Below are 19,336 nucleotides of genomic sequence, written 5' to 3'. Positions count from 1 at the left end.
CTGCTACGCCATCGTCCGATGCGGTGGCGCGATCGTCCGGCCCCGGCCAGACGTCCTCCTTGATTCCTTGTCGCCGGAGACGAGGAGAGGACTGCGCTCATGTTCCGCTCGATTTGGATCGCCAGCGCCCACACCCGCGACTTCCTGCGCCGGTACATGCCCACGAACGTCGCGCTCGACGCGATCCGCACACGGCCTGGGTTGAAGTGGGGTGTCCCGGCGATGCTGGTGGCCATCCCCTACCTGTTTGCCGCCAGCTTCGTGACTGTCCTAGTTGACGACGGTGCGCCGGGCTGGCTGTACCTGTTGGTGCTGTTGTTCATCTGGAACGCGCTGAAGTTCGCAATCATGGGACCGGTCAGCGTCGTCCTCCTGATTGGGGTCAGGGCGAGTGAGCGGCGCGAGCGAAGGGTCCAGCGCGCGCGAGCCGACGCTTTCGCGTGACGCGCCGCTCGGTGGCATTTGTGCGCTCTTCTGTCACGCCCCTCGAAGGAGGGGATCATGGCTGCCACGCTGAGGACTCCCTGTGTTTAGAGCCGTACTACTGGGTCGAATCCAGAATGGCGCCGACCCGGGGTGGCAGTAGGGGACGCGTGCCGGAGACGTGCGCGAGCGTCGCGAGGTTCTTCCACGTGGTGGCACGCAGCACGGACGGCGTGACGTGGTGCTTCCGCGCCAAGGCGCTTTCGACGTCGGATACGTTGCCCGGTCGGGGCTGATGGGCCGAGCGGTTGCCGTCCGGATGATCCGTCTCGACGAGGAGGCGGTCGAGAGGGATGAGGTCGATCACCTCTGTTCGGCGGACGGAGGAGGCGTTGATGGAGAAGTAGGCACCCAGCTCGACGGCTCTCTTGGTGAGCGCTGGTTCCCCGAGCCACCAGTGGAGGATGACGCCCTGAATCGGTGTGCGTTCGAGTTCGTCGATGACTTCGGCTGTTGCACCTTGGCTGTGAATCGAGGTCAACCGTGGGTGTTGCTGGAGGTGTTGGAGGATGGCCGCGAAGACGTCACGTTGCAGAGGGAGGCGGGACTTGGTCCTTCCATCAAGGCCGATCTCACCGACGTACGCGGTCCGTTGCATCAGGGCGTGAAACGTTGCTGGGTCGAAGCCCTCCAAGGCCGTCTTGACCCCGGGGTGCACTCCCACGCCCCACACCGTCAAGAGGTCGCGATGCTGGCGGTCTAGGGACTGCTGGGATTGTTGAAGGCTGCGGTTCGCTGCAAAGACCACAGCCCGCAGGTTCAACAGTTCCCTGGGGTCTATCGAGACGTCGATATGGGCGTGCGTGTCAAGCGGCGGCCAGTTCGTGCTCATGTGAGCAACGCCAGTTCGCAAGCGCCACGGGTGCAGAGATCACGGGCTTCGCTGGCGGAGTAGCCGTCCGGGAGGCGCATGGCGGCAATGTCGCTGACGCGGATGCCTCGGGCGACGAAGCCACGGATACTGGGCAGGACGGAGGCGTTCTGCAGCTGTGATTTCACGCGGTCGTTCGGCCAGGAGTCTGAGACGTAAGTACTCGTGTCGGGCAGGCTTGCGGCGGCGAATGAGGCGCGGCGGACGAGGCAGCCGAAGCAGGTTCCGCAGTGGTGCTGCGCTGTGACACCGAGCCACCGGCGGCTGGTGTGGGCACAGGAGTTGGTGGCGCTGAGGAAATCACCGGCGATCTTGTCGTCACCGATCTCGTCGGCGAGCCAGCGGAACATCTCGCCCTTGGTTTGCCGGGCGAAGGGATTGGTGATCTCGGCGGTGGCACCGACCTGCCGAGCGAGCCGGGACAGCTCAGTCAAGAACCATGGGTGCGTGGTCCGCGTGGACAAGCTTCCCAACTGATCTGGGCCAAGTGGTGGGTTGAGGGAGGCGAAGCCGTTCTCGGGTATCCACAGTGGCACGTCGTTGAGGGATGCCACCGCCAGCCCCAGAGCGAGAAACAAGAACGACCGGGTCCGCGTGCTGTTCTCATTCCGGAAGCGGTGACCGCCGGGTTGGGTCTGGCTGCGTGTGAACCGGACTTGGCGGTGGTGCTGGACGGAGCCGGTGGAGCGTAGGTCGCGGATTCGTGCTGCGACGTCTCGCTGTATCGGGAAGATGGAAGTGGCACCGACGTGGGACACCAGCACGTGGGGCTCTGGATGCGTGCGCGCCAGGAATGCACCGATCGCCGAATCCGCGCCGCCGCTCATCAGCACGACACGTTCGGCATCGCGGTGCTGGTTGTCAGCGATCGACTCGCGTGGAAGGCGCGTTCTCCGGAAGGTCAGCCGCCATTCATCGCCGGAGAGGAAGTCCAGCAGTCGCGCGAGCTCGTGGGCAACACTGTTCCATGACTCAGCGTCGCCGAGGACAGGTACGGTCAGTTCGAAGCTTCGTCGGGTCCAGTTCACTCGACCGGCCTGGCGAGGCACGGAGCGGTCGGCGGCGTAGACCATGGCCGCGAGGCGGAACAGGTCAGCGTTCGGCTGCCGGACGGGGCCGAGGTGCCCGAGACGGGGACCGAGAGGGGTGTTGTAGCTTCCCGTGCCAGTGGTCGGCCAGTACAGCGTTCGTTGCGCGGCTTGGGCGGTGACGGTCGCGGGGACTTGGAACCTGAGGTCGAACTCGGCCATCACGGCTCCTCGTGGAGGGCGCGGAGGTATTCGAGGCCGTCCTCGATGGCCCGGGTGAACTCCGCTGCGCTGGGGCCGGTCGGTGAGAGGTTGGCGTGAGCGGCCAGTTCCTCGGCTGCTTGGCGCACATCGTTCTCAAAACTGGCGCGCTGCGTTCCCGTCATGTCCTTGGTATTGAGTGCGGAAGCTGTTTCCACCAAATATGCCTCGGCAAGGATCAGCGCTACGGCTTCTTCGGCGATCTGTCCGACGGACACATCCGCGCCGGAGGCGTCGCGCTGCATGAGCCATTCGGCGAGGTTGGCGACGACCTGGAGCTGCTCGGCGGTCTCGATGGTCCCATCGGGGAGGTCTTCGCAGACCTTCTGCGCGATCTGGTGGGCAACGTCGAAGATGTTGGGGTTGGTGCGCAGTGCGTCGTAGTCAAGACCGAGGTCACGCAGCGTCTGGGCATCGCCGGTCCTGTAGGCATAGGCGGCTGCAGCGCCGCGGCCCGCCGACCGCGCGGACGTCGCGGCCGACCGACTCAAGGCGGCAGTCGAGTTGCGCTGTGACCGTCCGGCACCGCCGCCCCTGGATGACCGGAACAGGGCGGCTGTTGGAAGTATCCGGCCCGCTGGCGATGACGGCGATGGCCGCGATGACGGCAACGGCAGCTGCTCTGGGTGGCCGTCACCGGGAACGGGGTCTTGCGGGCCGGGGCCACCGGGCAGGGAGTCGAGCCAATCGTCGAGCCCGTCGCGGATGTCGTCGCCGACGGCTCCGCCGCCCCCAGAGTACGAACCTTTGGTGCCCATCAGGTCTGCCTCCTTCTCGGCGGTGGCGTGGTCAACGCCCTCTTTATCTCTCGTTGTCTCTTATCGTCATCCGATAAGCGGCTTGCGAGATCTGCGATGACGTTTTGCATTCCTGGGATCTGCAGGCCGGCCAGGTGAATGGCTGTACCGACTTGGAGATCCTTGGCCGGGAGGCGGCGAAAGGCGTCCAGGGCTGAGCCGCGGACGGGAGGGTGTGCTTGGGCCAACCGGCCGATGCCGGTGACCGCCCCGCGTTGCTCCTGGATGCGGTCGCGGGCGCGCAGCGAAAGGTGGCGGACGAGTTGTGCAATGTCTTCCGGAGGGAGAGCTGCCAAGCTCTCCTCCGAGACTTGATGGCGATCGACAGTTCGTGCTGAGGCAAGCTGGGCAGCGAGATCGCGGAGCCGCTGTGGGAGCTCCGCGCTGACCAGAAGGTCACCACGGAATGAGGCAGCGAGGTGGAGATATGGGCTGAGGTCGATCTCGTGCAGGTCTGGGGGAAGCTTCGCCCATCGGAGTAGATCGTCGGCGAAGTCTGTGGCCACAGCGAGAGAGGGGATCGTTACCTCGTCGCTCTGGCCTTCGGACCTGTCTTCCTCGCCGGCCGCGAGGAGGGACGCGCGTTCGACGCGATCGACCGACTCCTCCTCGGGCGTGATCTTGGGTTTATTGGCCAGCGACTCCAGAGACTCCAGATGGTCCCGAAGTTCACCGGTCCGCAGCCAGGACAGCACCGCCTGAAATTGGTCGGGAAGCAGCACTTCCAGGACCATGAGCTTGGCGACCACCTCGAATTCCAGATGGATGCCTCGGCGCGCCGCAATCGATCGGCGGATGTTGAGATCGTTGAGAAAGCGCTTGATGCGCCTGGGGTTGCCCCGCAACTTTTCGTACAGGATCGTGGTGAGACGGTGAGCGAACGAGAGTTCATGCTGTACGTCAAGCCCGTCCGGCGCCTGCAGATCATCGAGCACGCCAACGCCACGAAGCCGCTGGCACTCGTCGATGACGCGCTGCAATTGATCTTGAGTCAGCGGTGATTCAAGACGGTTCTGGAGCTGGAGCAGCAGGACGTAGGCCTCCGTGTCGAACGCGCCGAGCGCCGGCAGGGGCACGGTGGTCTGAACAATCTTGTGGAGGTACAGCTTCGACGGCGGTTCGGCTGGCAGGCTCTCGTCAGATTCCGCACGCTCCGGGGGCATGGTGGATTCCGGCAGCTTGGTGCGAATCGCTTCGGCCACTCGCTCTTCGTCAGCGGCGATGACGAAGGACATCCCGGTCACGCTGAGGAACAGACGGATGGTTTCCAGGGTCTCCACCACGGTGTCCACCAGGCAGCGGTCGAGGTCATCCACCAGGACCGCAACACGCTTGACGTGCGCTAGCTCGTCCGTCCCCATCAACTCAGCGAACTCAGCCTTGAAGCCTGCAAGGCCCCGAGGTTGATCGGGTTGATCGTCGCCCTCGTCGCTCTTCTCACGGATGAGGCCGATCACGTCATCGATCCCCGGGAGCTGAAGCGTCAGAGAGGACTTGGCCGCCAACCTGATTGCCTTGGACCAGTCGACGCGATCAGAGAGCTTCTTCAGCAGCTTCTTGGCCTTGTCCGTCCTGGTCTGTGCTGCGTCCTGTTCCGCCACCTGCTGGGCGAGTTCAGCGGCAAGGGCTTCGAGCACCTCGCCGATCAGGGTTTCTTTTGCTCCCACGGCCGGGTCATAGCGCCATGGGTCCGTGCGGACGGTGATGATCTTCGCTGCTTCGGGGTCGCTTCGTTGGTCGAGGTCCTTCTTGACGAGTTCAAGCACGGTCGTCTTGCCGCTTCCCCACGGACCCGAGAGCCCGATCGCGAGCGGGTCGAGAGCGTCATCAAGGACGGCATCGGAGACGGTCTCAGCGATGGCGCGAGCTGACAAGAAGTCGATCGTGGAGGGCTCATCGGACCAAAGCCGACCGCGGAGGTCGTGGGCACTCCCGTGAGCCTCATCGGGCAACCCCGGGTGCGGCAGGGGTTCAGCCTCTTGTTGCGATGGCAATCCTTCTCTCCTTCCCGCGGGGCGTGGGGAGAGGACGCCCGACTCAGAGAACCATGTGGTGCACAGTTCAAGAATCTCACCTCAAGCGGTGGGGACCCGGGACGACACGCCCAGATCACTTCCCGCCGGCGTCCAGCCGGCGTAGCGGAGCCGGCCACCGGAGCGCAAGGCCAGGGACCCTTCCTACAGGCCCGGTCCTTGGCGAGCCGGAACGGTCCGTTGATGGGGCTTGGGTGCTTCCGCCTCGGGCGCGAGCTGGCGGAGCGCGGCTTCTGCTCTGGCCCGGTCGATCTTCTGCGCCGTCGTCTGCGGTATCGCACCGAGGACGGCGTCATCGCTGATCGCGTACCGATCCCGGTAGGCAACGACTGTACGGGCGTGGCACCGCCAGGCACGTGCTTTGCGCGGGTCACGGGGAGGGACGCCCAGCGCCGCAGTCCAGGGCTCGGCGTCAGTGACCGCACGGTTGAGCACGGCATCAGCTCGCTTCTCGATCATTTCCCGTCGTTCTTCCAGGGCCTGGCGCATGTCGTCCGTCATCAGACCGTCCGCATGCGGGACGAGCCCGGCGATCAGGCGTGGCACCTTTCGCGATCGGCCGGAACCGGCTGGGCGTCCGGTGGCGCGGGCGACGCGATGGTGGAGGACGGAGGCGATATCGTCAGCGTCTTCGAATCCCCGCGCGGTGACGAGGCGCGGGAACAGTCGGTCGACGTCGTGATGGTTCGCCTCCGCGCGGCGTAGTTCGCCGGTGAGTGCTCCGAACGCCTCGGAGTCGATCACAGCATCGGCTTGCTCAGTGGTGAGGCCACTGGCCCGGATGAGACTGGCCCAGCGGTCGTGCTGAGCTGCGGCGGCGATGGTCTCGTACTCGGCAGCGAGCTGGGCGATCGAGCCCCAGATGTCTTGTTCGGCGGTGATGGTCTCGTGGGCCGACAGCTCGGTACCGGTGTGCTGGAGCACCCCGTAGAGCACGGATCGAGCGGTGGCGTCGAGGTTGTCACCAGGGTGTGGATGGGCGTGGTCGTCCGGACGGTCGAGGACCACGTACGCCTGATTGGAGCGGCGGCCGCGGGTCATCGCGACGTACAGGTTCTCCCGCGTCGTGGTCGGCTCCACCAGCACATGCGCCGTGTCGCTGGTGACACCTTGGGCGCGGTGCGCGGTGACCGCGTACCCGAGGTCGACGTGCTCGGCCACGTACGAGGCGGGAAGAACGATGGACCCGCCGCGGCGGCGTCCGGTGGGGCGGATGGTGACCGAGCCGTCGTCGCGGACCGCGGTGATGGTCCAGGTCTCTCCGTTGCGCACCCACGCTCTGTTGTTCCGCAGGCGGCGGTCGTTGTGGCGCGTGATGATCGTGTCCCCGACACCAGCGGTGGTGCCGTCATGCAATGCCACTTCCCGTCCGCGGGTGAGGGTGCCGTCGAGGATGAGGTCGGCGCGGGCGCGGGCGTTGAGCGTGGTGACGTCGTCGCGGGTCTCGGCGATCAGCACCGAGACCAGCCCTTGATCGCGGTCGGCGCGCCAGGCGGAGTAGGCGGCATCGGTCATCGCCTCGGCGTCGCCGCCATGGATGCGGTCGTGTTCGAGGTAGGTGTCGATGACCTGGGTGCGTCCGTGTCGGAGTGCCAGGGAGGCGATCTTCTCCCAGGCATGGGTGAACCGATGGACGTCGACCAGCTCGGGAGTATCGTTCCGGTCGTTGACAAGCATGGAGAAGGCTCCGCCGGCGTCCACGGACTGAATCTGTGCGTAGTCCCCGACGAGCAGCACCTTCGCCTCAGCATCTTCGGCGAGAGCGGTGATCCGGTCCAGGGACAGGGTGCCAGCAAGAGATGCTTCATCGAGGATGACGAGCTGCCCCGCTTGGAACGTGGTGCCGTGGGCGAGGTGGTTGGTCCACCACTTCGCGGTGTTCTCCGTGGCGATGCCAAGGTCGTCGGCCAGCACCTGCGCCGCCACCGCCGAGGGCGCCAGTCCGACCACCGAGCCCGGGCCGTGATGCTTCTCCCAGGCGCGCCGTAGTGCATTCATGGCGGTGGTCTTGCCCGCCCCGGCCGGACCGACCAGCACATCCACGACGCGACCCGAGACGGCGGCCTTCATCAGCGCCTGGGCTTGATCCTCGCTGAGCATCCGCCCCTCGGCATCGGGGCGGCCAGTGATCTGCTCCGTCGTTACCGCCGGGACCGTCGGTGCGGTGAGGGTGCGGGATCGGTTGAGCAGCCGGTCTTCGGCGGCGAGGAGCTCCTCGGAGGAGAACACCGTGGAGTGCTTGGGCCGGAACACGCTCGTTCCGTCGACGCGGCGGAACGCGGCAGGGCTGGTGGCCAGCTCGGGCGGTGTGAGCCGCAGTGAGGCCTGCTCAGCGGCATCGACGACCATCCCGACGATCGCCTCCCGATCCCGTGCGCTGGCGAACCGCCAGCCCATCGTCTGCCGGGAGGCCTCGGCGTGCAGGTTCCAGCGCCGCCACGTCGAGCGCTTCTCACCGACCATGGCCACCAACGCGGCCCCGAGTGCGGCGACTGTCTCCAGAGGCACATCATCGGCTCGCAACGTGACCGGAGTCTCAGTGCCGGTCACTGCCCGTGCCCAGGCCGTCGCGTCCTGATCGAGGATCGTCGTGGCGCGGGTGCGCCACTGCTCTGTGAGGTCGGCCAGCGACCGGACCTGCTTGTCGGGGCGGGTGGCGAGGGTGGCTTGGGCGCGCAGCTTCACGATCGTCGCCGCAGAGGGCCGCCGGCCATGCTCGGTGACGTACTCGGCGATGAGCCGATCGGCCTCAGTCTCGATGTCGTGCGAGCGGGTCGAGAAGGCTGCAATCAGTTCCTCCGGGACTGCGGTGATTTCCCAGGACGGGTTGCGGTCCCGGCCTCGCTCCCGGGCCTCCCAGCCGAGGCCGAAGGTGCGGGTGAGCCGGTCGGCCAGCACCGCGTTGTAGTGCTCGGACAGGGCGACCACGGCGGCGTGCATCGGCCGTCCGTCCAGCGACCGCCATCTCCCGTCCATCGCCGTCTGCACCTTGTTGGATACGACAACGTGAGTGTGGAGCTGCGGGTCGCCGGAACGGGAGTCGTAGTGATCGAACGCGGTGGCGATCACCCCGGTCACGTCGACCTGGGCGACCGCGCCATCGCCGGCCGTGATACCGGTACGGGTGGCGGCGACCTCGCGCTCCATAAAGTCCACCACCTCCGCAACCGCCTCATGGTGGGCCTGGGCGATCACCGCCTGCGCCCCGGCATCGGCGACGCCCCACAGCACCGAGACCGACTTCGGCACCGAGAAGGTGTAATCGAAGCCGGCCACCGCCCGCCGACTCCCCCGGACCGTCTGCTCCGCCTCGATCTGCGCGACCGCTTCGGCCCGTCCTGCCGGCCCCAGCTCGCTGGGTAGTTGGTCGACCCGGTGCTTGATGCGCTCGGTCACCGGGGCATACGCCGGGAAGGCCCTCCCGAGCGGCTCACCGGTGACGGGGTCGCGGCCCATCCCGATCAAGAGCTGAAGCTGAGCTTCCGATACTTGGTCCCCGGTCGTGAGCTGACCGTCACCCAGGCCGGCGAGGCCGGAGCCGAGCCAGCGTCCTGGCGGGGTACCTTCCTCCGCGTAGTAGCGCGTCAACGGTGTCGAAAGGGAGCGGTCACCGTCGGCGGCGACAACGCTACGAAGCAGGTACTTGTAGCCGTCGCCGGCGCTCATCACCCGCATCGACACCGTCATGCGAGTCAGGTGCACGCTGCGCGATGGCGGTGGCTTCGTTGGTCAAGCGGTGAAGAGCCGCTGCGCGCGAACGAGTTGGCGATATCGGCTTGGAGTGACGCGCGACAGGCCTGGCAAAACGTTGGGGCACCTTCGGACGGCGTGCCCCCGCCTGTAGCAACCGACCTGTTACATCGAGAGTCTAGAGAGGTTGGGCACCGCCGTGCCTTTCATCCCAGGTCTGGGCAGTAATGAGACAAGAGCACCCGGGTCAGTTGCTCAGCGCGCACACTGATCGCGCTGAGCGCGGTGTCGGTCATACTCGCGAAGTTGGTCGGGTATCGCTCGACAGCGTCTCTCGAAACCAGGTCAGGCACGGGCACTGGCAGGTTTCGGTCGTTCATCCCCAGATAGGCGTGCACGAACCCTCTTACTTGCCTAGTCTCGCCGGCCAGGTGGATTCGTGCGCGGCTGGCGTCTTGGGTCTTCCCGTGGGTGATCTCGAAGGTTTGCTTTATGCGGCTCGGCCAGAACCGAGCTGCTGTTCTTTCGCTTCGGCCGGGTCCTGCGTCGGCAGCGATGAGATAGTCGAGATCGTAGACGTGGTCCGTGTGCAGTGGTGAACGCCCGGGCATCAGCGGTGACAATCCGAGGTTGTCATACACGCCGCCATCGGTCATCACCACCCTCCTGTTGCTGGCCTTCCCGGAGCGGTCTCGGAACGTGTAGTCGCGCGTCAGCGCTGGCAGGAGCACCGGGTATGCGGCAGACGCCGCGACTGCTTCGGCGACCGTCACCGGGTTTGTGATCTCCCCGTATGGGGAGCACGAACTTACCTGACTGCCGAACCGAACGGCGTTGCCAGAGGTCATGTCTGTGGCGGAGATGACGGTCGCCAGGTCGGTGTGGGAGACCTCCGGGAGGGTGCGCTGCCCGAACGGTCGGGCCTGCAATGCGGCCACGAGGCTGTCAGTCCGGGTGCGTGAGCGCGGTTGCCGGTTGGTGCCAGCGCTGACAGCACTGCCGACGTTTCGGGCCATCGCCCATGGTGTGAATGTCCGTCTGACCAGTTCCCCTTGAATCCCCGAACGCAGCAGACCTACAACGGATGCGTCGAAGTCGACGAAGCCCCGCGGCCCGTATGCCCACATCGCTGCCAGCAGGCTCCCGCCGCTGATCCCCGAGACAACCCGGACATGCTTCAGTAGGTCACGATCGTGAAGGGCGCGTAAACATCCGAGGCCGAACGCAGTGGCGCGGAACCCGCCACCAGACAGGGCCAGACCGATGCGGGGCGTTTCGCTCATCGGCGCCTTCTCAGAGCTTGCTGCCACCAAGAGAGGGAGTGCGGCGATTCCGACGGAGGTTGGAAGTAGCCGCCTGGATAGTAGGCGGCGTCGGGGATGACCTGGGGCCGGCCGTCAACGCGGCGCTCAGTCTCGGTGAGGCGGTCGACGACTCTGAGATAGACGTCCGGCAACTCCCCGTCCTCATACCACGCGTTCCATCTGAGGGGCGGACCACCAAGGATGCACATCAGTGCCCGCCGGCCTGTCCCGCTTGGTGAGACGATCCAGCCCATGCCTGCTTCGTCGGTCGGGCTCGGCTGCGCGCGACCGTAGGGGTGTGTGTGCCACATGCCCACGAACCCGACACGGTTTGCGGTGCGCGCTCGATGGTGCTCGATCAGCTCTTGCGTACCAGCGGTGCCGTGGTCGAAGTACACCGCGGACAAGGCACTGTCTGGTGACGGACCGACGGCAGCGTCGACATAGAGGTTGCCAGTGGCTTCGTCGAAGGACCCGAGCAGCATTCCGCCGGTTTCCACCTCTTGTCCGCGCGCTCTGGCGCCCCGGCGCGTCTCGGCTCTCATCTCCGCCAGGGCACGTGTCGAGAGTCGAATCTCGTAGCGCCCGGAGACATCGGTGGTGACGTGATCATTAGGCCAATAGAAGCGACTCGTCCCGACCCCGGTCTCTGCGCCCGGTAGCCGGACGGCCACCGCCACCATCGGGTCCTTGCGACGTTCGCTTGCGAGTTCTGAGATGGTCGCCCAGAACAACGCCGATGCAAGAGCTGTGGTTTGGATCGCCGAGCCGGTGAAGGTGGGTGCCGAGCATCCTGGTTCTGGAAAGAACATCTCGGTGCGCGGAGGGTCAGGAAAGAAGTCATCCACAATGTCGCGCCACGACCCGGCAGCAGCACCGCGGCCGTCGGCCGCGATGCGTCGCAGAACGTCGTGACCGGCGCCAGTGGCGCCCGGCCGGGACAGGATACCGAGCGCTCGGACGGCATCGTGCCCGAACAGCCCCGTGATCAGCGGTGGCCATTGATCACGCTGCCGCGCGCGAGCGGTTTCGACCGCGGCGCGCACGCCGATATCGGCGGTCGCATCAATCACGAGGTCATAGTCGGGTGACGTCTGGCCCTCGCCGGTGAAGAGAGTGATGACGTTGGAGGTGAACGCCTCCACGGTGAGGTCACGTCGCAGGGTCGTCAGGCGCCTCGCGAGCTGTCGCGCCTTGTTGAACCCGATATCAGCATCCGAGTACGGCTGGCGCAGCAAGATACCCGGTTTGACGGTGCTGTTGTCAGCGACGGTCAGTGCGCGCACTCCCGCCCGGACACAGTGTTCTGCGATCGGCGCGCCCAGCGCGCCACAGCCGAGCACGAGGACCCGTTTGCCGTGCAACCAGGATGCTGCCGAGCCTTGGTCGCGGCGGTTCGTGAGCTCTGCCCGGTTCTCATGCACGACCATCCACTTGATGTCGGCAAAGCCCAACCAGTCATGCGCGAGAGAGCGAACCTGCTCCTTGAGCTCGTCGTCGTCCAGTCGGCCGACTCGCCTCAATAGACCGGTGACCTCCTCGCCGAAGTCGTCGATCCGCCATGCGGTGATGTGCGCGAGGCGCCGTGTCCCCGACACTCGTCGCGCCGGTGTGCCGAGCAACACTGCCACCGGGGCCGTCTGCTCCAGTGATGCCAGTTCGGCAATGGCGCCGTTGAATCTGCCGGCGCTTGTGATGGCCCGCAACAACTCATCGCGAGGGACCCCAAACTCCTCAAGACTCTCCGCCAACGCCGAAGCTCTGTTCGGGTACTCCATCGACAGTTCGTCGCTGACCAAGATCAGGGGCGCCACGTAGAACGGTCGCCCTGCCGCGTCGCGCGGTTCGAAATCGTCGGCCAGCACGCGGTCGTACGCCTCTTCGAGTGTCAGCCATTCGAGGATGTCGATCCGCTGACCGGCGTGTTCACACCACGCGTACACAAGCCTCGTCGGCCCGGGCACCACCGTTTCCCCCCAGGGCACGAGTTCGCCGACATCCGGATTGACCACGATCTGCCCGGCGTCGGCTGAGCTGTAGGTCACTGGCGGGTGCAGCGGTTGGCCGTCCGGGTCAAGCGTTGCCTCAGCAGCTGCGCGAAGCCAGCTCATCAGTCGCTCAATCAGGCCTCGCATTCCCTCGGCGGGATTCCACTCCACCGACGGGGCCGCGTAGAGGCAAAGATGCCGTTTCCATTGGACGTGCGGGGTGCCGGCCCATCTCGCGTGAGATACCCAGACCCATGGGGGACGGTACGGATAGGCATCATCGATCACGAATTGGAACCTCTCGCGGTTCCGAACTTTGATGCCCTGCCCCTTGGTCTCGATCCCTCGCGTATCGAGAGATACGTCGACGACGAGGCCGGCCTTGGTCTCCCAAGACCCGACGACCTCGATGGCTCCGTCGCTGACGCTCGCGAGTTCGTGAAGCTGCGTGACAGCCCGCTCGGTCAACGTCCGAAGCCCACCGGCGCGTCGGGAGCCTTGTCCCCACCGCGGTCCGTGCTCACTGCCTGCTGCACTCGTTCCGGTCCACTGGCGGCCTCGACACCCCCCGCGGGGAGCGACTTCGCCACGTTGACCGCTGCTGCCGTCACCGCCGCGAGTCGAGCGCCTGCACCCGTGAGTGCAGCGCTCTTGGTGGATTCACTGGCCGCCAACTCCACGACGGTGTCTTGGACAACTCCTGCCCCGGTCACATCCACGCCGAACACGACCGCCGAGGGCGCTGTTTCATCGACCCACGACATTGTGCAGATCACTTCATCGGCGATCTCGCTGTAGCGATCGGCGGCTTTCCGGTGCGGCGGGTTAGCTCCTGCGACATCCTTGGCCGGGAAGAGGGCACTGCTGCTGACGATCACGGCTCCATCGCGCGCGTTGCGTTCGAACGCGTTGAGCACGTCCATCTGCAACACGTCCTTGCCCTCGTCGTCGGGCTTGTACATGACCTTCTTCGAGCAATGATGAGGAGCAAGAAGCAGATCCCACTCCAGGTACTGCTCTCGGTTGTGGTACTCGCTGTAATCGAAGATCTTCATAATCGTGTCGTGGGCCAGGTCGCCGAACAGGAGTACCTTCCCGTCGATCCCCGAGTCGTCAGTGAGCGTCACCTGCATGGCCAGAGAGGTCTCGTTGCGCGGCGCAGCGCTGTCCTCTCTGAACGGCGCGTGGAAGAAAGCCTCGAACCGGCCCTCGCACTCGTGCCCATCGAGGACGGTCACGGACTTGCCGGGACCGGACTTGTACTGCTCGGGCAGTTCATCGTAGGGATGCTTGCCGTGCTCGTCGTCGTAGCCGATGACGAGCACCCGATCACCGCTGGTGGGCTCCTCGCCCGCCGTGAGCGCCGCCTCCGTGGCTTCGATGCGACGTTCGGACTCCTCACGGAACGCGACTGCATCCTCGCACGGGTCCTCAGTGTCCGGGTCGTAGTACTCGTGCCAGAGCCTGGGCGTGGACCACAGCTCGCCGATACGGACCTTCGACAGCAGGTCTGCGAATCCGAGGCAGTGATCCTTGTCCGCGTGGGTCAACGCGAAGACCGCAAGATACGGCTTGCCTTCGACCACAGGCAAAGCCTCAACGAGCTTGTCGACCACCGCGACCTCGGGGTTCGCCTCGTCATCAGCCTTCGCCATGTCATGCAGGTCCACCTGCAACACGAGGGTCTCGTCCACGACGACGGTGGTGCTGTCCCCGGTGCCAACCGGCCAAAACACCGCACCCCGAGCTGGCAAACCTTCATCGGCCGACATAGCTCCTCACTTCCTCGGCCGAAGCCGCACCACCCGCCAGCAGCACCTTGCTGCACCATCTCAGGATACGTTCGACCGCTGACACCGACTTACCGGAACTTCCGGCCGGGCTCCCGCGATGGCGGCTGCCGTGGCTCCGCGAGCTGGCAAACTTACGCACTACCAAGGAGGGCGAACCACGGCAGCATCGACGATGGGGCCGAGGGCGTGGTGCGCGGCCTCGACGCCCGCTGGGGTGCCGAGTGTAATCAGTTCGAGGCTGAGCCCGTTGACGGTCGCGAGCAGGACCGTGGCGGACTGGGCCCTGCTCTCCGGGCCAGCACTCCCTCGCTGTCGAGGACGGCCAGCCACTGGCTCACTCGTTCACGGGCGTGCCGCGACAACGCCGCGAGCACAGCGCGCCAGCCTTCCAACTGCGCCACGTGAGCATCGCCTGCGGGCAGGAACTGCTCCATACCGTCTTGGACCCGACTCCAGGTCAAGTCTGAGCATCGCGAAGAGGAACGGGACTGTACGTTCTTTGATGTAGCTCCCGAACTGGGAGGTATACCAATCTGTCGGTTTCCCAGTCGGTGACTTCGCCGGCGGATCGCCCGGGGGTCGATAGTATTGGCGCATCCTCGTGTCGCCCCCCGTGCTGTACGGACGAGGACCAGAGCCAGGGCCACCAGTAGGAGGCCCACATGGTGCTCAGTGATGTTCTTGGTCTTGCGGCGGCGGCATGGGGAGTCGTGATGGCCATCGCCCCGGCCTTGCAGATTCACCGGATGCTGCGGACCCGATCCGCCGACGACGTATCACTCGGATACTTCGCCCTGCTCATCCCCGGCTTCCTGCTCTGGGTGCTCTACGGACTGTCCCGACACGACTGGCCCCTCGTCATCCCGAACACCGTCGCCACAGCCGTGGCGCTCGTGACCATCGCCGTCGCCGGGCGACTCAAGCGCAACAGCGCGCGAAGTGCTGAGGCCCGACGAAGCGGCAGGAGAACCTAGACGACGTGGCCAGGTATGTGCGACAGCCGGCGATCCTGACCGAGCGCGGCAACGACGCCCTCACCACGGACGACCTGATGCTCATGACCGGCCCTACCGCAACACCGCCGAATTGCACTGAACGACCTTCTTCAAAGGCATGTGATTGCGTGCTGCCCCCTCCTGGCTTCGTAGCAGGTGGTTGCGTCCGGGTAATGCGAAGGGCTTGCTCGCAACCCCCCACGCTCACATGCGGAAGCGCGCCGCCGCCTCCCCTGATCCACTGTCGCTGTCGGCGTGTCTCGATTGCGCGCGGGTGGTAATTCTCGCGCACCCAGGCGACAGCGTCTGCGGACTCGACTCCGCCCATGACCGCCAGGAGCGACATGGCGGTGCCGGTGCGACCTATCCCACCACCGCAGGCAATCTCAACCCGTTCGCGCTCCGCCCGAGTATGAGCTTCGCCCGGTGCGCTGATCGCGTCGTCCATGGAGTCGGGCAGAGAGAAGTCGCGTCCACCTAACCCACCTGTACGGCCAGCCATCGATGCCGCGGGGTCTCTGCCGAGCAAGTAGACAGCGAATCCGGAACCGGGACGTCGCCGCGAGGGCGTCGGACTCCCATGCCTCTGATGGAACGGCCGTCCGGGAACTTCACGAGCCCGCTCACCGGTTCCCAAGCACTCACACAACCACGGTAGTTCCAAGAGTCCGACTTATGCCGCAGCAGACTCTGTCCTCGATCTGCAAGAGGTGTGGCCGCTCCGTGAGTGGGCTGGGAGGTCCGGGGCAGGTAGTACCTTCCGGGAGTCGCCAGGCTTCGTGGCTGTGGCTGTGGGCGCGGCCATGGGAGTCGGCTCAGCTGGTCACTGACTGCGCCCCGTACTCCTGGCAGGTGGGAGGGAACGAGCAGCTCCGGGTGGGTTCGGCGTCCGAACCGATCGGCAAGGGTGCGTCTCCGTGGCGGTTGCAACCGCCTCGCAGACCGCGCGAGCAGCCGTCGTCTTTCCGGGGGTGGCTATCGTCACGGACACCAGTCTTCGCCCTTTTGGACGGGCCGCGGCTCCCACGCCGGGGTCATCGCTTCTGCAGGTAGGCGACGACGGCGAGGACTCGTCGGTTGCCGTCGTGCTCGTTCCCGGGCGGTGAGTGCGGCAAGTCGGCCCTGGCGATGTTGCATCAGCGAGGAGATCACTTCCGGATCGACGACGATGCCACCGGATCGGACGGTCTCCAGGGATCGCAGAAAGTCGTGGACGTGGAAGACGCGGTCCTTTCCGGGCGCGATCCAGCAAGCGCGGCGACGGTGGCTCCGGCGCAGCGCCTCGGACGCCTCGGTGGCATCGGCGCTGCGCATCCTCGCGATGGCCGAGTCCAGGCTGATGGCCGTCGTCCGTTGTCGCTTTGGCATCGTGCCATCTGGTCTGAGGCTGGCGCCTCAACTCTCGTGGTCGCCTAACAGCGTCCCGATTGACGCCGCGCGGCTTCCACGAGCACCTAAGGCACTACCACCGCTCACATCGAGGATGGCCCCCGTAGTCCGACTCGCCCGGTCGGAGATGAGAAAACTTACAGCGTCGGCGACCCTTTCGGGAGCTGCAACATCGCCGAGGACCGCGAAACTGGACATGTACTGGCGGAGTTCGTGACTGCGAAAGGCCTCGTGCCCGTTGTCGGTGAACCCTGGCACAACAGTGTTGACGCGTAGACCTCGGGCTGCGATCGCCTCAGCCATGTTCATCGTGAGTGACTCAAGGCTAGCCTTACTCATGGCATACACGATGTCTCCGGGGCTTGAGAAGTGTGCGCTCGCGGATGAGATGTTCACGACGCTTCCTCCAGTGGCCATCTTCTCGGTTAGGCGTTGAGAAAGAAAGAGAGGCGCCTTCACATTGATTGCGAAATACTGGTCGAACTGCTCCGGTGTTGCAGCACTAAACGAGGGGCCAAGAAGTCTTGCCGCATTGTTCACTAGCGTCCAGAGTCGATACTTAGGATTGCGATGGAGTAAGTCGGTGACTGCGGTTACGACACGGTCGATTCCGTCCGCGCGCGAAAAATCGGCGGCGACCGGGAAGCATAAGCCGCCCCGCTGTTCGATCAAGTCGGAGAGTGCTTTCGCCTTACCGTAGTTGGAACGATAATGCGCAATGATCGCGTATCCGTCCCTGCTCAATGACTTACATATGGCGGAACCGATACCGCCAGTTGCTCCAGTGACGACGACGACGCGGTTTGTGGCCACTAGTTTCCGCCAGGTCCGTACGGGGCTCGAATCGCTTGGCCCGAGAAAGACGCGCGCGCGATAGCTTCCTGATCCACGGTCCCTCTGAATGAACCATCCTCCCTGATATTCATCACAAGGGCGGGCGCCGGCGACAGCTCAGCGTAACTATGAAAGTCAATGGACAACGACGCAAGCGTGGGGCGTTCATCAAATTGTGTCACCGATCTTTCTATTGCGCACACCATCGCCATGGCGGAGAAATGGTCTGCGGCGTGGTCTGACAAGATTGGGTCGGTAAGGTCGTTTATCAAGAGCTCTCGGTGCTCGAACTTCTCAAACGGCGTCGCCGCCTGCTCGGATGAATGTCTAGTCAAGACATTGCGCCGGACACGAGCGTAAACCGCTTTCGGGATGAACGTGGCTTGAGATGTTCCATGCGCTTCAAGGCCGCTCTTGGCATCTATTGCGAAGTGCTGGGTGGCGGACCGAACCTGCCCTCCAGCGCGCGCGACACCTGCGGCCTGGACTTGCACAATCCCCTCCCGGCTGTCAGTGGAGGACAGGAGCTTAGGGTGCCGGATAGACAACTCTATGGAGTGGAGTGCGAAAGCGGCGTCACGAGAGACAGCGAGATGTTGATGAACGTGGACTATCCCTGCTTGGCGCTGGACTTCCATAATGTCAGCAAGGCGGACAATCTTCCGGAAGGGAGGTATCCGGTAGGACGCTGACAAGGCGCCATTCGAAGCCACCCCCGCAGTATGGAGCCAGACGCTGCCAGGGATTCGCTTGTGAGTGTCCGCCATAGAGACTCGCATCCGCGTATCGACTCGGCGTTCCGTGTCCTTTCCTTGCGAATGATCTTGAGGCGCCATCGAAGTCACCGCCTCCAAGTCTCGCGCCAGCAGGCGCAATGACTCGTAGTGCCCGGCCTATGGTAGACCTTCGTCGGTGTAGACATCAACCCCGACCCTCCGGCGCTTCGAGCACCTCAATCCAAAATGACTCAAGGGCCTTTAGCCGTCGCGGCAACGATTTCCAGGAGTCTGCAAACCCAGACAGCATCTGCGACCCCACAAAAAGTGAATTGATGAACTCGGCAGCGCCATCGACATCAACATCTTTCCTGATGGAGCCGTCTGCGATTCCTTCCTTAATCAGGGCGCATGCGATTCTTACCCACTCAAAATAGGGCTCGTGAGCCGTGGCCGCGACCTCGGCATTCGGTTGGCCGGCGAGCCGAATTCCGGCCTGCACTACGACGTCGTCAGCGATCAATTGCCCGAGACCGTGAGCGAGCCGGCTGAGTTTGCGAAGCGCGTTCTCTGTATCAGCGAGCACCTCGGTGAGAACCGCAGTCATCCGCTCCTGTTGCGCCGACAGCACAGCACACGCAATCTCATTCTTGGTTCCGTAATGGAAGTACAGGGCGCCTTCGCTGATCCCTGACTCCTCGGATATGTCCCGGAGTCGTGCTTCTGCATAGGACACCCGCGAGAACACTGTCGCCGCACCCTTCAGGAGTGCGTCTCGCGTCTCAATCGCTCGCTGCTGCTTGGGTGGAGCTCCCCTGCCACGCGGCATGCCAAACCTCTCGTCCGCCTGCATCGGGCTGATCAGAGGCCATCTTAAATCGGGTGAGCGGCTTGTTTCTAGTGGTGGTTGCGCCTGCTCGGCCATTGGAACACCTGTTCGCCTATGCGCAGGCGAGCTGTTCGTGCACCCACACCTCGCTTCCGCCTTGTCCCGTCTCAACGTGTAGGCGGACGCGTCATGTAAGGACGACGGCGACGCGTTCGGTGATGACGTCGAGCATCGCGACGACATCGATGGTGAACACAGTCGGTGGAAGACGAGTGGGGCACGTCATCACGGTGTCGTTGACTCTGGGCATGGGTGTGCCCGCGTT

The 19,336-nt window shown here is 64.8% G+C and carries 13 protein-coding genes; 3 read left to right on the top strand and 10 right to left on the bottom strand.

The features are described from left to right. Positions 1-99: 99 nt before the first annotated feature. On the top strand, positions 100-444 hold the full coding sequence (locus tag K8W59_RS02705) for a sulfate permease (protein WP_223397219.1): 345 nt from the start codon (positions 100-102) through the stop codon (positions 442-444). Between the two features lie 97 nt (positions 445-541). Here the strand turns inward: K8W59_RS02705 and K8W59_RS02700 are convergent, their stop codons facing one another. From K8W59_RS02700 to K8W59_RS02665, 8 genes are all read right to left on the bottom strand, one after another. Next, entirely contained in the window at positions 542-1,315 is a 774-nt protein-coding gene (locus K8W59_RS02700; protein ID WP_223397218.1) for a TatD family hydrolase, read from the bottom strand. Further along, entirely contained in the window at positions 1,312-2,604 is a 1,293-nt protein-coding gene (locus tag K8W59_RS02695; protein ID WP_223397217.1) for a hypothetical protein, read from the bottom strand. The genes K8W59_RS02700 and K8W59_RS02695 overlap by 4 nt, the downstream gene beginning before the upstream one ends. Next, the gene (locus K8W59_RS02690) at positions 2,604-3,401 is read right to left on the bottom strand and encodes a hypothetical protein (protein WP_223397216.1); all 798 of its coding nucleotides are present in this window, start codon (positions 3,399-3,401) and stop codon (positions 2,604-2,606) included. The genes K8W59_RS02695 and K8W59_RS02690 overlap by 1 nt, the downstream gene beginning before the upstream one ends. Beyond that, positions 3,401-5,314 (bottom strand): KAP family P-loop NTPase fold protein, encoded by a 1,914-nt coding sequence (locus K8W59_RS02685; protein WP_223397215.1) that lies wholly within the window; start codon positions 5,312-5,314, stop codon positions 3,401-3,403. Before K8W59_RS02685 ends, K8W59_RS02690 begins: the two co-directional genes overlap by 1 nt. A gap of 303 nt (positions 5,315-5,617) precedes the next feature. Then, positions 5,618-9,160, bottom strand: coding sequence for a MobF family relaxase (gene mobF / locus K8W59_RS02680; protein WP_223397214.1), 3,543 nt, complete (start codon positions 9,158-9,160; stop codon positions 5,618-5,620). A 209-nt stretch (positions 9,161-9,369) separates the two neighbouring features. Then, a complete protein-coding gene (locus tag K8W59_RS02675) occupies positions 9,370-10,446 on the bottom strand; it encodes a patatin-like phospholipase family protein (RefSeq protein WP_223397213.1) in 1,077 nt (358 codons plus the stop codon). Further along, positions 10,443-12,923: a ThiF family adenylyltransferase gene (locus K8W59_RS02670; RefSeq protein ID WP_223397212.1), complete on the bottom strand. Its 2,481-nt coding sequence runs from the start codon at positions 12,921-12,923 to the stop codon at positions 10,443-10,445. The genes K8W59_RS02675 and K8W59_RS02670 overlap by 4 nt, the downstream gene beginning before the upstream one ends. After that, positions 12,920-14,149 (bottom strand): ComEC/Rec2 family competence protein, encoded by a 1,230-nt coding sequence (locus tag K8W59_RS02665; protein WP_223397211.1) that lies wholly within the window; start codon positions 14,147-14,149, stop codon positions 12,920-12,922. The genes K8W59_RS02670 and K8W59_RS02665 overlap by 4 nt, the downstream gene beginning before the upstream one ends. A 761-nt stretch (positions 14,150-14,910) precedes the next feature. Here K8W59_RS02665 and K8W59_RS02660 point away from each other — a divergent pair. Next, positions 14,911-15,222 (top strand): SemiSWEET family sugar transporter, encoded by a 312-nt coding sequence (locus K8W59_RS02660; protein ID WP_223397210.1) that lies wholly within the window; start codon positions 14,911-14,913, stop codon positions 15,220-15,222. A gap of 1,416 nt (positions 15,223-16,638) precedes the next feature. Here the strand turns inward: K8W59_RS02660 and K8W59_RS02655 are convergent. Further along, on the bottom strand, positions 16,639-17,445 hold the full coding sequence (locus tag K8W59_RS02655) for an SDR family NAD(P)-dependent oxidoreductase (RefSeq protein WP_223397209.1): 807 nt from the start codon (positions 17,443-17,445) through the stop codon (positions 16,639-16,641). 416 nt (positions 17,446-17,861) lie between these two features. Here K8W59_RS02655 and K8W59_RS02650 point away from each other — a divergent pair, with 416 nt between their 5' ends. Beyond that, positions 17,862-18,158 carry a hypothetical protein gene (locus K8W59_RS02650; protein WP_223397208.1) on the top strand — a complete coding sequence of 99 codons (297 nt, stop codon included), beginning with the start codon at positions 17,862-17,864 and terminating at the stop codon, positions 18,156-18,158. A 229-nt stretch (positions 18,159-18,387) separates the two neighbouring features. Here the strand turns inward: K8W59_RS02650 and K8W59_RS02645 are convergent, their stop codons facing one another. Further along, entirely contained in the window at positions 18,388-19,107 is a 720-nt protein-coding gene (locus K8W59_RS02645; protein ID WP_223397207.1) for a ScbR family autoregulator-binding transcription factor, read from the bottom strand. Between the last annotated feature and the right edge of the window lie 229 nt (positions 19,108-19,336).

The sequence above is a fragment of the Nocardioides rotundus genome, from assembly GCF_019931675.1.
GTDB classification, from domain to species: domain Bacteria; phylum Actinomycetota; class Actinomycetes; order Propionibacteriales; family Nocardioidaceae; genus Nocardioides; species Nocardioides rotundus.
This window is presented reverse-complemented; position numbering and strand designations above follow the sequence as displayed.